Annotated in this window: 14 protein-coding genes and 1 pseudogene; 10 read left to right on the forward strand and 5 right to left on the reverse strand. The window is 70.3% G+C overall.

The genetic code is table 11. From position 1 onward, the window contains the following. The 4 genes and pseudogenes from WBA97_RS28265 to WBA97_RS28280 form a co-directional block, all read left to right on the forward strand. Window positions 1-627, forward strand: a pseudogene (locus WBA97_RS28265) (hypothetical protein); the annotation flags it as partial. A 269-nt stretch (window positions 628-896) separates the two neighbouring features. Beyond that, complete coding sequence (locus WBA97_RS28270) at window positions 897-1,238, forward strand: DUF952 domain-containing protein (RefSeq protein WP_424233985.1); 342 nt, start codon at window positions 897-899, stop codon at window positions 1,236-1,238. 101 nt (window positions 1,239-1,339) lie between these two features. Next, window positions 1,340-2,368 carry a serine hydrolase domain-containing protein gene (locus tag WBA97_RS28275; protein WP_424233986.1) on the forward strand — a complete coding sequence of 343 codons (1,029 nt, stop codon included), beginning with the start codon at window positions 1,340-1,342 and terminating at the stop codon, window positions 2,366-2,368. Between the two features lie 60 nt (window positions 2,369-2,428). Beyond that, entirely contained in the window at window positions 2,429-2,980 is a 552-nt protein-coding gene (locus WBA97_RS28280; RefSeq protein ID WP_424233987.1) for a dihydrofolate reductase family protein, read from the forward strand. A gap of 102 nt (window positions 2,981-3,082) precedes the next feature. On the opposite strand, the gene WBA97_RS28285 is transcribed toward WBA97_RS28280, so the two are convergent. The 3 genes from WBA97_RS28285 to WBA97_RS28295 form a co-directional block, all read right to left on the reverse strand. Next, the gene (locus WBA97_RS28285; RefSeq protein WP_424233988.1) at window positions 3,083-4,366 is read right to left on the reverse strand and encodes an alpha/beta hydrolase family protein; all 1,284 of its coding nucleotides are present in this window, start codon (window positions 4,364-4,366) and stop codon (window positions 3,083-3,085) included. 279 nt (window positions 4,367-4,645) lie between these two features. Further along, a complete protein-coding gene (locus tag WBA97_RS28290) occupies window positions 4,646-4,831 on the reverse strand; it encodes a hypothetical protein (RefSeq protein WP_424233989.1) in 186 nt (61 codons plus the stop codon). Between the two features lie 126 nt (window positions 4,832-4,957). Beyond that, window positions 4,958-5,869 (reverse strand): DUF1996 domain-containing protein, encoded by a 912-nt coding sequence (locus WBA97_RS28295; RefSeq protein ID WP_424233990.1) that lies wholly within the window; start codon window positions 5,867-5,869, stop codon window positions 4,958-4,960. A gap of 166 nt (window positions 5,870-6,035) precedes the next feature. Here WBA97_RS28295 and WBA97_RS28300 point away from each other — a divergent pair, with 166 nt between their 5' ends. From WBA97_RS28300 to WBA97_RS28315, 4 genes are all read left to right on the forward strand, one after another. Next, window positions 6,036-7,748, forward strand: a complete 1,713-nt coding sequence (locus WBA97_RS28300) for a discoidin domain-containing protein (protein WP_424233991.1) — start codon at window positions 6,036-6,038, stop codon at window positions 7,746-7,748. Between the two features lie 35 nt (window positions 7,749-7,783). Then, window positions 7,784-8,785, forward strand: coding sequence for a LacI family DNA-binding transcriptional regulator (locus WBA97_RS28305; RefSeq protein WP_424233992.1), 1,002 nt, complete (start codon window positions 7,784-7,786; stop codon window positions 8,783-8,785). A gap of 171 nt (window positions 8,786-8,956) precedes the next feature. Continuing rightward, window positions 8,957-9,388, forward strand: coding sequence for a hypothetical protein (locus tag WBA97_RS28310; RefSeq protein ID WP_424233993.1), 432 nt, complete (start codon window positions 8,957-8,959; stop codon window positions 9,386-9,388). Between the two features lie 5 nt (window positions 9,389-9,393). Further along, complete coding sequence (locus tag WBA97_RS28315; RefSeq protein ID WP_424233994.1) at window positions 9,394-9,603, forward strand: hypothetical protein; 210 nt, start codon at window positions 9,394-9,396, stop codon at window positions 9,601-9,603. 142 nt (window positions 9,604-9,745) lie between these two features. On the opposite strand, the gene WBA97_RS28320 is transcribed toward WBA97_RS28315, so the two are convergent. Then, entirely contained in the window at window positions 9,746-10,465 is a 720-nt protein-coding gene (locus WBA97_RS28320) for a TioE family transcriptional regulator (RefSeq protein ID WP_424233995.1), read from the reverse strand. Window positions 10,466-10,547: 82 nt separating this feature from the next. On the opposite strand from WBA97_RS28320, the gene WBA97_RS28325 reads away from it, so the two are divergent. Then, entirely contained in the window at window positions 10,548-11,669 is a 1,122-nt protein-coding gene (locus WBA97_RS28325; RefSeq protein ID WP_424233996.1) for an erythromycin esterase family protein, read from the forward strand. On the opposite strand, the gene WBA97_RS28330 is transcribed toward WBA97_RS28325, so the two are convergent. Beyond that, entirely contained in the window at window positions 11,666-12,205 is a 540-nt protein-coding gene (locus tag WBA97_RS28330; protein ID WP_424233997.1) for a DinB family protein, read from the reverse strand. The genes WBA97_RS28325 and WBA97_RS28330 overlap by 4 nt on opposite strands. A gap of 130 nt (window positions 12,206-12,335) precedes the next feature. Between WBA97_RS28330 and WBA97_RS28335 the strand changes: the two genes are divergently transcribed. Further along, a complete protein-coding gene (locus tag WBA97_RS28335; RefSeq protein ID WP_424233998.1) occupies window positions 12,336-12,596 on the forward strand; it encodes a tetratricopeptide repeat protein in 261 nt (86 codons plus the stop codon). The last annotated feature ends 327 nt before the right edge of the window (window positions 12,597-12,923 follow it).

Below are 12,923 nucleotides of genomic sequence, written 5' to 3' on the forward strand. Positions count from 1 at the left end.
GCCCGGCCCTCGGCGTTGCGGACCGTGCTCGCGCGGGTGGTCACCGTCAAGGCCGGGATCGTGCTGGCCGCCGCGGCCTCGACCGGGATCGTGCTCGCCGCGACTGGCGGCGTGCTCACGCCGTGGTCGACCACCCCGGACAGCCCACCCCCGGTCACCACGACCTCGCGACCGGCCACGACCACCGCGCCGCCCGTGACGACCACCCCGCCCCCGGCGCCGAACACACCCGACACCGGCGTGACAGGCGGCGGACGGCCGCGCGCCACGCCGGACCCGTCGATCGTCGGCCTGTGCCGGGCGTACGCGGCGCACGGCCGGGGGAAGCTCGACAACCCGGCGTTCCGCGCACTGGTCGAGGCGGCGGGCGGACGGAAGGCGGTCCCCGGGTTCTGCGCGGAGGTCGACCCCAAGCCGGTCAAGCCAAGCCCACCGGGCGACGACGACCATGGCGACGACGAGCGCCCGCCCGAGATCAGCCCACCCGGCCCGCCTGGCGGCCCGGCGCCTCCTGACGACGATGACCCCGAGCAGCACACCAAGAAGAAGACTCCGGGCAGCCCTGCCCTCGGCGCCGCAACCGCCGTGCCCCCCAGCGGCGCCGAACCGCCGTCAAAGGGCGGCTGACCGGACGGAGTGGGTTCGGGTCCACGACCCCAGATCCCGGTCCCGAACCCACTCCCACCCAGACCAGCGACCACTCCGGTGGTCGCTCAGGCCGAGCCCGAGACGGCTCACTCGGACCTCGGCCGCCCCGCCGGTGGCCCGGGTCTGTCCGGGCCACCGGCACTCATCAGCGCATTCAACGTTTTCGCCACGAACCTGCGACGTCGGCCGGGCACAGTCGTGACCGGTGGGCCCGTCAGGGGGTCGGGCCCACCGGCTAGCGTGGTCGCGTGATCCTGCACATCACCGACCGAGACGCGTACCGGCCAGGCGAACCGGTCACCGCGCCGTCGCTGGCGACCGAGGGGTTCGTGCACTGCTCCGATCCCGGCACCGTGCACCTGCCCGCCGACCGGCTGTACGCGGGCCGCACCGACCTGCTGCTCCTCGAGATCGACCCCGCGAAGCTCGACGTGCCGTTGCGCTGGGAGCCGGGTTCGCCGCCGATCCCGGGCGGGCCGTGGTTCCCGCACGTGTACGGCCCGATCCCGGCCGCGGCCGTGGTCGCGGCGCACGACTTCCCGCCGGGTCCCGACGGGTTCACGCTCCCGTCCTCGCTCCAGCGGGGCTGAGGGAGAGCACGCCTTTCAGGCGCCCGGCGCTCACCTCCACTGACTCTGGAGAGGGTGTCCGGCCGGACCTGTTCGCGCCTCCCGAGCGGTACGGTCCTGGCATGGGGTGGCGTGTTCCGGTGTGCCTGGGAGTTCTGCTCGTGTTCGTCGGCGGATGCACGGCCGCGCCGCCACCGCCATCACCCGCCGAGACGCCTGCGCTGCCATCCGGCGGCTGGCCGGTGGGGGAGTGGCCGGACGGTGTCGACAGGGCGGAGGTCGACAAGGCCGTCGACGACGCGTTCGCGGCCGGCGGTCCGCTGCGGGTGCGGGCGATCGTCGTCGTGCGGCAAGGAAAACTCGTCTACCAGCGGTACAGCCCGAACCCGGCGGACGCGCAGGACGCGCAGATGCCGTCGTACTCGGTCGCCAAGAGCATCACCTCCGCCGCAGCCGGTTTGCTGGTGCGGGACGGGAAGTTCGACGTGCGGGCGCCCGTCCGCGCGCCGGAGTGGCCGCAGGGCGACCCACGTGCCGCGATCACCGCGGACCACCTGTTGCGGATGTCGAGCGGGCTGCGGTGGAACGAGGACACCGACATCGGCGCGGCGACCAGCGGCCGCGACGCCGCCGCGTTCTCCGCGCGGCAACCTCTCGCCACCCCGCCGGGTACCACGTTCCTGTACAGCACCGGCAGCACCTTCATCGTCGCGCGGGCACTGCAGGACGCGGTCGGCGGCGGCGGCGCCGGGCTGCGGGACTACCTGGAACGCGAGCTGTTCGACCCGCTCGGCATGGCGGTGACGCTGTCGTTCGACGACGCGGGCAACTGGCTCGGCGGGTACGGCGCGGCCGCGACCCCGTTGGACTACGCCAAGTTCGGTGAGCTGTACCGCCTCGGCGGCGAGTGGCGGGGCACCCGGATCCTGCCAGCGGACTGGGTCGAGTACAGCCGCGAGCCGAGCACCACCAGCGAGCAGTACGGCGCGGGGTGGTGGCTCGACCCGGACAGCCCGCAGACGTTCGCGGCCATTGGTTTCGATGGCCAGCAGGTGGTCGTCGAACACGACCTGGTCGTCGTCATCACCGCCACCGACCCGGAGCGCAGCGAGACACTGCGCGAGAAAGTCGTGACCGAGTTCGCCCGCTGATGTAGAGATCCCAGCACCCGCTCCGACCAGTTCCCGTAACCACCAGGGAAGGAGCAGGAAATGCGCAAGGTCGTCTACTGGGTCCACACGTCGGTCGACGGTTTCATCGCAGGCCCGAACGGCGAGTTCGACTGGCCCGCCATGGGTCCTGAGCTGAGCGCGTACTCGGACGCGATGAACGAACGGGTCGACACGTTCCTGTACGGCAGGATCGTGTGGGAGCTGATGGCGGGCTACTGGCCGACCGCCGACCAGATCTCCGACCACCCGCACGACCTCTCGTTCGCGAAGGTGTGGCGGGAGATGCCCAAGGTCGTCTTCTCCCGCACCCTCACCGCGCCAGGCTGGGGCGCGCGGGTCGCCGCCGATGTCGAGACCGAGGTTCGCGCACTGAAAGCACAGCCTGGCAAGGATCTTCTGCTCACCGGCGGTGCCGGGCTGGCGGCCACCCTCGCGGGCCTGGACCTGATCGACGAGTACCAGGTGGTCGTGCACCCGGTCGTCCTCGGTGGTGGCAAGCGGGTGTTCCCGCTCGCCGAGCGGTTCGACCTGACGCTGGCGCGGACGCGGGCGTTCGACGAGCGTGCGGTACTGCTCAGCTACCACCGGTGAGCTAGTGTCCCGCGCCGGAAATTCGGTGCGTAGTCGGTGGATCCAGAAGGCTGGGCCGCCGAGTCATGTGCCAGATTTCCGGCGCGCTGGATGCCGAGCGGGTCAGAACTGGCCGAAGAGCCAGTCGTCGGTGCGGCCAGGGTCGCGGACGGCGGCCGCGATCTCGGTCGAGGGCACCGAGTCGCTGCCCTCCGCCAGCCGCAGTACCGCATCCGCCAGGTGGTGCAGCTCCGTCTCGAACCCGCCGTTGCAGGCGGAGTCCAGCGCGTGCAGGAACTCCCGCTGGTCGACCGTCGCGCCCGAACGTGCCGCGACCTCCCGCCACAGCGCGGCATAGCCCCGGCGCACCGCCTGCGCGGCCGGTGATCCGGGCGGCTCGCCGCATGCCTGCACCAGCCGCAGTGCGCACACCGCGAAGTCGTCGCCGGTGAGCCTGCCGTCGCGATCGCTTGCGCGGCGCCCGAAACCGGGCCGCCGCGCCCAGGCCTGGATGTCGTCCAGGCCAGCGAGCAGCAACCCGAGGTGGGTGGTGTCGTGCCGGTCGAACCGCACGTCCGCACCCGCGTGGCGCAGGTCCGTGTAGTAGCGGGCCACCACGTCGGCTGGCACGGCGTCGTCGGCGTCGCCCGCGGTGAGCAGCACCGGGCGGTCCATGCGGGTCACCGGCACCCGGCACACGTCGAGCGCCTGCGCGATGCCGGGCCTGCGGTGCAGCTCGGTGAACCCGCCATCGTCGTTGGTGAGTGCGCGGGCGGCCTCGGCGACCTCGCCGAACGTGGCGCGTGCGGCCAGCGACACCAGCGCGCGCCCGGTGCCGGTCAGGAACCCGGCGGGCACGCCCGCGAGCAGGAACGGGACCAGCGGCGACACCGGACGGCGGCCGTCGGCGGTCAGCTCGGCGGCGAGGCGCGTCGGGTGCACGGGCGGCGCGATCGCGACCGTGCCGCGGAAGTGGAGCTCTGGCGCGTAGCGGCTCGCCACCAGTCCGGTGAACAACGCCGCGTGCGCGCCACGCGCGAACCCGGCCACGAGCCACGTCCTGCCGACGTGCGGGTCGGCTTTCCTTGCCGCGCGGACGATGTCGACCACGTCGTCGGCGACGGCCTCACCGTTGAGGTACGGGTGCGGGCCGAGGTCGTGGTGGTCGGCGACGGTGACGGCGTAACCCGCGGTGAGCCAGCGGTCGGCGTGCACGCGTTCCGGCCCGGCCAGCCCAGGGCCGAGTCCGGTGACGTAGCTGATGACCGGCCAGCCACCCGGCGGCGGCGAGCCGACCGGCAGGAACACCACGCCGCCCGCCGCGCGACCCGGACCGTCGTATCCCGTGCCAGGGAAGACGATCCGGGTCGCGTCGGCGGCGTGGTTTGGCCACTGCCCTTCTGGCACGGGGTGTTGAGCTAGCACGTCGCCGGTCCGCACAGTCGTGGAACGTAGCCCCTGTGCGACAGGGGCACGGACCGCGTCACCCGGCAGGACAAGGGCATCACCCCGATGCCGGACCTGGTGCCCCGTCCAGGCGGATACGGCACGATTCTCGACGGCCCCGGCGCCCGCTGGCCGCGTTGCCGAAAGGCCCGAGTACAACCCGGTACGAGGACCTTTCGGCGCCTTGCCAGCGAACACCGGGATCCGCCGATAATCACCCCAATCCACCTGGACGGGGCACTAGCGGCGCGTGGACCAGCGGCGGCCGTTCCTGGTGGGCAGCCGGGTGGCGACGCCGGCCATGTGCAGTGCCAGGCACAGCAGACCCGCGGTAACGAAAGCGCTGGCTGCGATGCCGGAGGAGGCTTCGGCCAGATCCATGATCAGGGCGATGGCGAACAGAACCGCTGCGAGGATCGCGAGCATGGCGGGGGATCCTTTCTGGGGATCTTTCTTGCCACCGGAATACCCCGTTCCGCCCGGCTCAATCCCTTGTGCCGCAAAGACCACCGGCACCGGTCAGACCACATGACCGGTGCCGGTGATCGACGATCACGGCCTGCCGGGCAGCCGGTAGTTGTCGCCGAGGACCCTGCCGCGGTTCGGTTTGTACAGGTCGAAGCCGCGCGGGTCGCACTGGAGGCCGCCATTGATGCAGTGGCTCACCAGCGCGGCGAGCGTCGGCTCGTCCCACGCGTTGAAGAAGTCGTAGTGCCACGTGAAACCACGACCGCTCGCGAGCCGGACCTGGCTCATGTTCCCGTCGACCGGGAACGCGATCTTGAACTCCAGCATCGGCACCGGCCTCGGGTGCGACGACGGGCAGACCCCGTTCACCGGGTACGCCATGTGGGTCTTGTGGTCCGCCGAGTCGAGCTGCGTGCCGTTCCAGCAACTGGGGGCCTGGAACCGCACGTTCAGCTGCGTGCCCGCCGGGCAGTTCTGCGGGAAGTCCCAGTTGAAGGAGCTGTTACCGCACTCCCAGCCCTCCACGCGGCCCGGGTGGTCGCGGAACTGCTCCAAAGTGGACTGCGGGCTGCCGACGACGTACCGGAGGCCGGGCGGGAACGGCCGCACGTCCTGGTAGTTGATGATGCCCGACTTGTAGTAGATGACCTGCTTGAAGTTCGGGATCACCGGGGTGCTCCCGTTGAACATGGTCGGGAACCAGTACGCCGACAGGTCGTCGGGCGCGAGGCACGACGTGGCGCCGACGCCCGCGGCCTGCAGTGACTGCAGGGTCGTGTACGCGTTCGTCGTGGTGTTGCCGGTGAAGCTGTGCTCGTGCGACGCGCCAGGCAGGTTCGGCAGCACGATCGGATCGTCGGGCAGCCGGTGCGTGACGTCGCAGTTGACCTGGAACTCGTGGTGCGTCACGTCGTCCGCGGGGTCGGCCGCGGCAGGCGTGCTCAGCAGCGCCACGACGGCCAGTCCGGTCGCCGCGAGCGCGAGATGTCGTCTCATCAGGGTGTACTCCTCCTCGGCAGGGGCGAGGGAGAGCGCTCTCCCATGAGCGTAGCGGTCGGTGTCAAGGTTGCCCTTGACATGCGTGCAATCTGCCCGCAACACTCGGAACTGAGTGGGAGAGCGCTCTCCGAACCCACTCCGAGAACCCTGCTGAGGAGTCGCAATGAAGCGCGCTCTCGCGCTGGTCCTAGCTTTGCTCGCCGGACTGCTCACGGTCGCGGCACAACCCGCGGCCGCGGCCGCGAGCGTGGTCCGGGTGACCGGCTCACAAGGCAACTGGCAGCTCACCGTCGACGGTGCCCCGTTCCAGGTCAAGGGCCTCACCTGGGGACCACCGGTTTCCGAGGCCGCACAACGGATGCCGGACCTGCGGGCGATGGGCGTCAACACCGTCCGCACCTGGGGTACCGACGGCACGTCGGCGCCGCTGTTCGACGCGGCGGCCGCCAACGGCGTCAAGGTGATCGCCGGCTTCTGGCTGCAGCCCGGCGGTGGCCCTGGCAGCGGCGGTTGCGTGAACTACGTGACCGACGCGAACTACAAGTCCACGATGCTCGCCGAGTTCACCCGTTGGGTTGACGTCTACAAAGGACATTCCGGTGTCCTGATGTGGAACGTCGGCAACGAGTCCGTGCTCGGCATGCAGAACTGCTTCTCCGGCACGGAGCTGGAGAACCAGCGCAACGCCTACACGCGGTTCGTCAACGACGTCGCCCGCGCGATCCACGGCATCGACCCGAACCACCCGGTCACCTCGACCGACGCGTGGACAGGTGCCTGGCCGTACTACAAGGCGAACGCGCCCGACCTCGACCTGTACGCGGTGAACGCGTACAACGCGGTGTGTCAGGTCAAGAACGACTGGCAGGCGGGCGGTTACACGAAGCCGTACATCCTCACCGAGGGCGGTCCCGCCGGTGAGTGGGAGGTGCCGGACGACGTCAACGGCGTGCCGACCGAGCCAACGGATGTCGCCAAGCGGGACGGCTACCGCCACGCGTGGGACTGTCTCACCTCGCACACCGGCGTCGCGCTCGGCGGCACGCTGTTCCACTACGGCACCGAGCAGGACTTCGGCGGCGTGTGGTTCAACCTGGTGCCGGGCAACGAGAAGCGGCTGTCCTACTACTCGGTCGCGGCCGCGTTCGGCGGCAACCCGGGTGGCAACACCCCGCCGGTGATCTCGCGGATGGATCTCTCGCGCGTCACCGACGTGCCGGCGGGTGGCACCTTCACGATCGACGTCGGTGCGTCGGATCCCAACGGGGACGCCATCTCCTACGACATCCGGCTCAACAGCAAGTACATCGACAACGCCGGTGCGATCGTGCCCGCGTCGTTCACCGGGAGCGGCCCGTTCACCGTGCGTGCGCCGGATCGGCTCGGCGTGTGGAAGGTGTACGTGTACGCCCGCGACGGGCGCGGCAACGTCGGCATCGAGACGCGGTCGTTCCGGGTCGTGGCGCCGAACCCGCAGGGCACGAACGTGGCACGCGGCAAGCCCGCGACCGCGTCGTCGTACCAGCAGGTGGGCGACGGGGCGCCGTTCCCGCCGTCGAACACCGTCGACGGGTCGCTGACCTCGCGCTGGGCGTCGGACTGGAGCGACCCGCAGTGGGTCGCGGTCGACCTCGGCGCGGTGACCACGTTCCAGCACGTGCAGCTGGTGTGGGAGGGTGCCTACGGGCGGGCCTATGACCTGCAGGTGTCGGACAACGGGACGGACTGGCGGTCGGTGTACTCGACGACCAGCGGGGACGGGGGCGTCGACAGCATCGACGTGACCGCGACCGGCCGGTACGTGCGGATGTACGGCACCGGGCGGGGCACCGGCTGGGGCTACTCGCTGTACGAGCTGGGTGTCTACCAGCGTTGACTCCACTGGAGAGCGCTCTCCCGTAAGATCGGCGCATGACTGCACGTACGCCGGGGCGAACGCCGACGCTGGAGGACGTGGCCAGGGTCGCCGGGGTGTCGCGCGCGACCGTGTCGCGGGTGGTGAACGGCATCCGCAACGTCGACCGGGACATCCAGGAGGCCGTGCGGCGGGCGATCGAGAAGACCGGGTACACCCCGAACCGGGTGGCCCGCTCGCTCGTCACCCGCCGCACGGGCGCGGTCGCGCTGGTCGTGTCCGGTGCCGGTGGTGACGTGTTCGGCGACCCGTTCTTCGGCCGCGTGGTCAGCGGTGTCGTCGACTGCCTGCGCAGGTACGGCACGCATCCGCTGCTCATGCTGGCCGACGACGCCGCCGCCCGTGACGACGTCGTCTCCCACCTGCGGCAGGGTGGCACCGACGGCGCGCTGCTGGTGACCACGCACCCGGACGACCGGCTGCCCGCGATGCTCGCGGTGGCCGGGTTGCCCGCGGTGGTGTTCGCCCGCACCACCCAGCCACTGTCCTATGTGGACATGCAGCACGCGGCGGGTGGGGAGCTGGCGGCCTGGCACCTGCTCGACCGTGACCGCGCCCGGCTCGCGACGATCTCCGGTCCGCCGGACGTGCCTGCGAGCCAGGAGCGGCTCGCGGGCTTCCGCCGGATCGCGGGTGACGACGTGCCGAACGTGGCCGGGAACTTCACGATGGTGAGCGGCGAGGAGGCCATGACGGCGCTGCTGGCCGCCCACCCGGACATCGACGGCGTGTTCGTGGCGAACGACCTGATGGCGCAGGGTGCACTGGGGGTGCTGCGGTCCACGGGGCGCACTGTGCCCGGCGATGTCGCGGTGGTGGGCTTCGACGACAGCAGTGCGGCGCTCGCCGCCCGCCCGAAGCTGACGACGGTGCGGCAACCGGTCGAGGAGATGGGTGCCGCGATGGCCGAGCTGCTGCTCGCGCACGTCGCGGAACCGGGACTGCCGCCGACGTCCCGGATCTTCGAGCCCAGCCTGGTGATCCGCGACTCCACCTAGCCGCGGCGTCCTATCCCACGTGAACCGTTCGCTGTCGCCGTTCGTGGGTTGGTGGATGGCCGGGGAGCGCACACTCGGTCATCGAGGCGAACGAGAGCCGGTTGCCGGGACCGTGGTAGTAGTCTCGTCGGCCGGCGCCCGATGCGCGCCAACTCCTCCGGATCGGTGACAGTGAACAGCAACTCCGAGCACAGCGGCTTCCTCGGCCGTTCCGACGTGGAGTGGGGCGATCCGGACTTCACGGTCAGGGTCGCCGGCGTCGACGATCTCCTGCGCATCCAGCGGGAGAACGTCACGCACGAGCGGTCCCGCCGGTGGAGCAGCGAGGAGGCGTTGCTGCGGCAGGTGTCGTCGGTGTCCGGGGTGTTCCTGTGTCCGATGCTGCGCAACGACAGGAGCGCGGCCGAGCCGGAGTCGTACCGCAGCTGGGTGTGGTTCGTGCTCGGGACAGAGGAAGGCACGCAGGGCGTGACGTTGCTGGACGTGGGAAAGGAGATCTTCGATACGCTCCCCGAGTTGTCCAGTCCGACCGAGTTGCGCAGGGCGATCAAGGTGACGATGGCCCGCGTGATGCTGGGTTCCCGGTTCGAGAACATGTGGTGAGGGCTATGCGCGTCGATCCGTCCAATGTGGACCAGCGGGGCTATTGGGACGGTGCGTCCGGTGAGTACTGGGCGCGCCGGGCGGACCGCTTCGAGGAAGGCGTCGCGGACTACGACTTCGTGTCCTCGATGGGCAGCGCCCCGGCCGACCGCGTACTGGACATCGGCTGCCGGCAGCGGTGCCACGACCCGCGCCGCCGCCCGCCTGGCCGGTGACGGGCACGCGCTGGGTGTCGATCTGTCGGCCCCGATGCTCGCCCTGGCCCGCGAACGGTGGGAACGACTTGTCGGGAGCGGGCGGGTTGGCATCTAGCCGGGTTCTCGGCGAAGTGGCGTAGCGCCTGGTCGGCGGCTTGTCTCAACCGGACTGTGGCGGGTTGACCAGGTTCAGGTAATGGCTGAGTTGGCTGGCCGCGTTCAGCATCGCCAGGCCTTGGGCGGTCAGCTTTCGTTGCCAGTCATCCAGGGCGTCGGCCAGTGAGTCGGTTCCGCCTGCCGTTCGGATCTGCTCGACCACGGTGGAGATGTGGTTCAGCGGATAGCCACCGCGCCGGAGGAGATGTGCGAGCTCCGCGTCGCGGACGTCGCTCGCGTGGAAGACGCGGTAACCGGTTGCCGCGTCTCGCGCGGGGGTGAGGATGCCTGCGCGCTCCCAGTTCCGCACGGTTGCCTGGGTGACGCCGAGCAGGTGCGCGAGGTCGCCGATGGTCCTGGGCTTCGCCGGGTGGACCGGTTTCGCGTCCGGCTCCGCTGTCAGGTGGCCCACCGCTTTCCGCACCGCGTCGAGGGTGTCCCGGTCGCGGAGCAACCGGTGGTGACCGCGGTCGATGGTCATCAGGACGTCGTCGAGCCGGTCGTCGTGGAGCGCGTTCATGATCTGGCCGCCCGCGGCGTGCCCGTAGGCGCGGACGAGCGCGAGGAACGTGCGGAGCGCCGCCGCGTGCACCGGCGTGTAGATCCGGTAACCGCTCTCCGAGCGTTCGGCGGGCGGGATGAACCCGTCCCGTTCGTAGTTGCGGACCGCCTGGGTCGAGATGCCGTGCTCGCGCGCCAGGTCGGAGGGTCGCAAGGTGATCATCGGTTTGAGACTTTACCGAACTGGGTGGACGTCAGCGTCGCCCGAAGTCTCAATGGGTCTTTCAACGATACGATTCATACACATGACCCAGGACCTTCGAGACTTCGTGCCCACGTCATGTGACCTGCTGGCACTCGGTGAGCCGACGCACCAGGAACCGGCCTTCGCGCAGGTCCGGAACGAGCTCTTCGTTCAGCTGGCCGACCGCGGTTTCCGGTCGTTCGCCATCGAGAGCGACCGCGTGGCCGCGCTCGCCGTGAACGACTTCGTCCAGGATGGCGCCTGCACCCTCGACTCGGCGATGAAGGACGGCTTCTCGCACGGCTTCGGGGACCTGGACGCCAACCGTCAGCTGGTGGCCTGGATGCGTGAGTACAACGAAAGCCGCCCCGCGCACGAACGGTTGTCCTTCCACGGCTTCGACGCCGTCATGGAGACGATGAGCGCACCCAGCCCGCGGCCCTACCTCGAACACGCCCGCGACTACCTCGGTCTCGACCTCGACATCGCGGGCCTCGTCGGTGACGACGAGCGCTGGAGCCGCATGGAGGCGGTCATGGACCCGGCCATGTCGCCCGGCGCCACCGCCGAGGCCGACCGGCTGCGCGTGATCGCAGACGACATGCGCACCGCGCTCTACGCCAAGGCTCCGGTGCTGATCGCGGCGACCTCACGCGCCGAGTGGTACCGGGCGGACACGCACCTCACCGCCGGTATCGGTTTGCTGCGTTACCACCGGCAGAGCGCGCAACGCATGGAGCGGGACACGCGGATCGCCCACCTGTTCAACCTCCGGGATGTGCTCATGGCGCAGAACCTCCTCACCATCCGGGACGTCGAGGCACGTCGGGGCGCGACGCTGGTGTTCTCGCACAACACCCACCTGCGGCGAACGTGGAGCGACAACGGGGATCGCACCTGGTTCGGCGCGGGCGCCATCATCGGGTCCCTGCTGGGAGAGCGGTTCACCGTCGTCGTCGGCAGCCTCGGCCGCAGCCCTGCCATCGGGCTGGAAGAGCCCGATCCGAACACCTACGAAGGCGGCCTCCAGCGCGGGATCGCCACCTGGGGCCTGGTGGCGGCGACCGCGGTCGCGCCCGGTGGCACGCGTACCGACACCACGCCACGTCAGGGTTACTTCCCCCTGGACCAGACCACGCTCGACGGGGCCGACGCGGTCCTGCACATCAACAGCGGTGGCTAGATCCCGACGGCGCCGTCTATGCGTTCGCGCAACAGGTCGGCGTGGCCGTTGTGGCGGGCGTACTCCTCGATCATGTGGATGAGCACCCAGCGCAGCGACACCGCGCCGCGCCAGCCGTCCTCGCCGGTGATCTCCAGGTCCGGGGCGGCGGTGGTCAGGGTCTCCGCGAACGCCACCTCCTCCCGCCACGCCACCCACGCCGCATCGGCGACCGCCGGGTCGGCGGTGGCGCCGTCGAAGTCGCCGTCCGGGTCGGCATCCGTCGAGAAGCGGGGCGGCGCGTCCTCCTTCGCCAGCACCTGACGGAACCAGCGGCGTTCGACGTCCGCGAGGTGGCGGACCAACCCGAGAAGCGACAGCGTCGACGGCGGCACGGACCGGTCCGCCAGCGCGGCGTCGAGGCCGGCGCACTTCGCCACCAGCGTCGCGCGTTGTGCGGCCAGCACCCCGGCAAGGACCGTGCGCTCGTCGCCGGTCGTGGGGTTCCGGAACCGACGGTCGTCCTCACTGGCGAACAGCTCGGCTCTTCTCGGCATGCGGCACGCTAACGTGCCGCCTACCGTGCTTCCGGAGCAACTCGCGAAGGTGGCCGGCTGAGCCGGAAGGCGGTTGTCCGCGGTGAGCGGCGTACCTACGATTCGCCTGTTCTCACCGACAGGGGACGCCATGACCGACGCACTGATCGTGAGCATGCGACGAGCCGTCGAGGCCGCACCCGACGATGTCGTACTGCGGCTCCACCTCGCGGAACTGCTGGTGGGCGCGGGACGGGGAGACGACGCCGTCACGCACCTCGGGGTAGTGCTGGCCGCCGAGCCGCGCAACAGCAAGGCGCACGACCTGATGACCCGCGCCGTGGGCGGCGCACCGAGTCACGCGGAGTTCGACTGGCAGGAAGCGGAAAACGACCTCCGTGCCCTGCCCTGAAAGACACGTCAGGGCATTGAACCGGCGCTGCGCACCCGACACCGAGAAGCGGGTTTGACCAGGCCGACACCCATCGCACGACCAGACAAACCGACAAGAACCGCGGTGGATCCAGGCTGAGCGTCCCGAGAGCGTGGCGGGAAGCCAGCGACTCGCGCATCGGCGAAGCCAGCTCAACGACCCGAACGCGCCTTTGCCGAAACCGGCCGGATGCCAACCCCCACCCGTTCCCGCAGGGTTCCGTCAAAGTCGATCACCTGCGTGGAGCAGGCACGATCCTCTGGTTGATCATGTGATTGTCGAAGTCGCATGATCTTGTGAGAGGGC

Origin of the sequence: Actinophytocola sp. (genome assembly GCF_049647105.1) — a bacterium.
In the GTDB taxonomy this organism is placed as follows: domain Bacteria; phylum Actinomycetota; class Actinomycetes; order Mycobacteriales; family Pseudonocardiaceae; genus Actinophytocola.

Excerpts from the sequence above, each read along its gene's own strand:
- WBA97_RS28275 (WP_424233986.1), top strand. The coding sequence starts at position 1,340 with ATGGGGTGGCGTGTTCCGGTGTGCCTGGGAGTTCTGCTCGTGTTCGTC.
- WBA97_RS28280 (WP_424233987.1), top strand. The coding sequence starts at position 2,429 with ATGCGCAAGGTCGTCTACTGGGTCCACACGTCGGTCGACGGTTTCATC.
- WBA97_RS28290 (WP_424233989.1), bottom strand. The coding sequence starts at position 4,831 with ATGCTCGCGATCCTCGCAGCGGTTCTGTTCGCCATCGCCCTGATCATG.
- WBA97_RS28295 (WP_424233990.1), bottom strand. The coding sequence starts at position 5,869 with ATGAGACGACATCTCGCGCTCGCGGCGACCGGACTGGCCGTCGTGGCG.
- WBA97_RS28300 (WP_424233991.1), top strand. The coding sequence starts at position 6,036 with ATGAAGCGCGCTCTCGCGCTGGTCCTAGCTTTGCTCGCCGGACTGCTC.
- WBA97_RS28305 (WP_424233992.1), top strand. The coding sequence starts at position 7,784 with ATGACTGCACGTACGCCGGGGCGAACGCCGACGCTGGAGGACGTGGCC.
- WBA97_RS28315 (WP_424233994.1), top strand. The coding sequence starts at position 9,394 with ATGCGCGTCGATCCGTCCAATGTGGACCAGCGGGGCTATTGGGACGGT.
- WBA97_RS28320 (WP_424233995.1), bottom strand. The coding sequence starts at position 10,465 with ATGATCACCTTGCGACCCTCCGACCTGGCGCGCGAGCACGGCATCTCG.
- WBA97_RS28325 (WP_424233996.1), top strand. The coding sequence starts at position 10,548 with ATGACCCAGGACCTTCGAGACTTCGTGCCCACGTCATGTGACCTGCTG.
- WBA97_RS28330 (WP_424233997.1), bottom strand. The coding sequence starts at position 12,205 with ATGCCGAGAAGAGCCGAGCTGTTCGCCAGTGAGGACGACCGTCGGTTC.
- WBA97_RS28335 (WP_424233998.1), top strand. The coding sequence starts at position 12,336 with ATGACCGACGCACTGATCGTGAGCATGCGACGAGCCGTCGAGGCCGCA.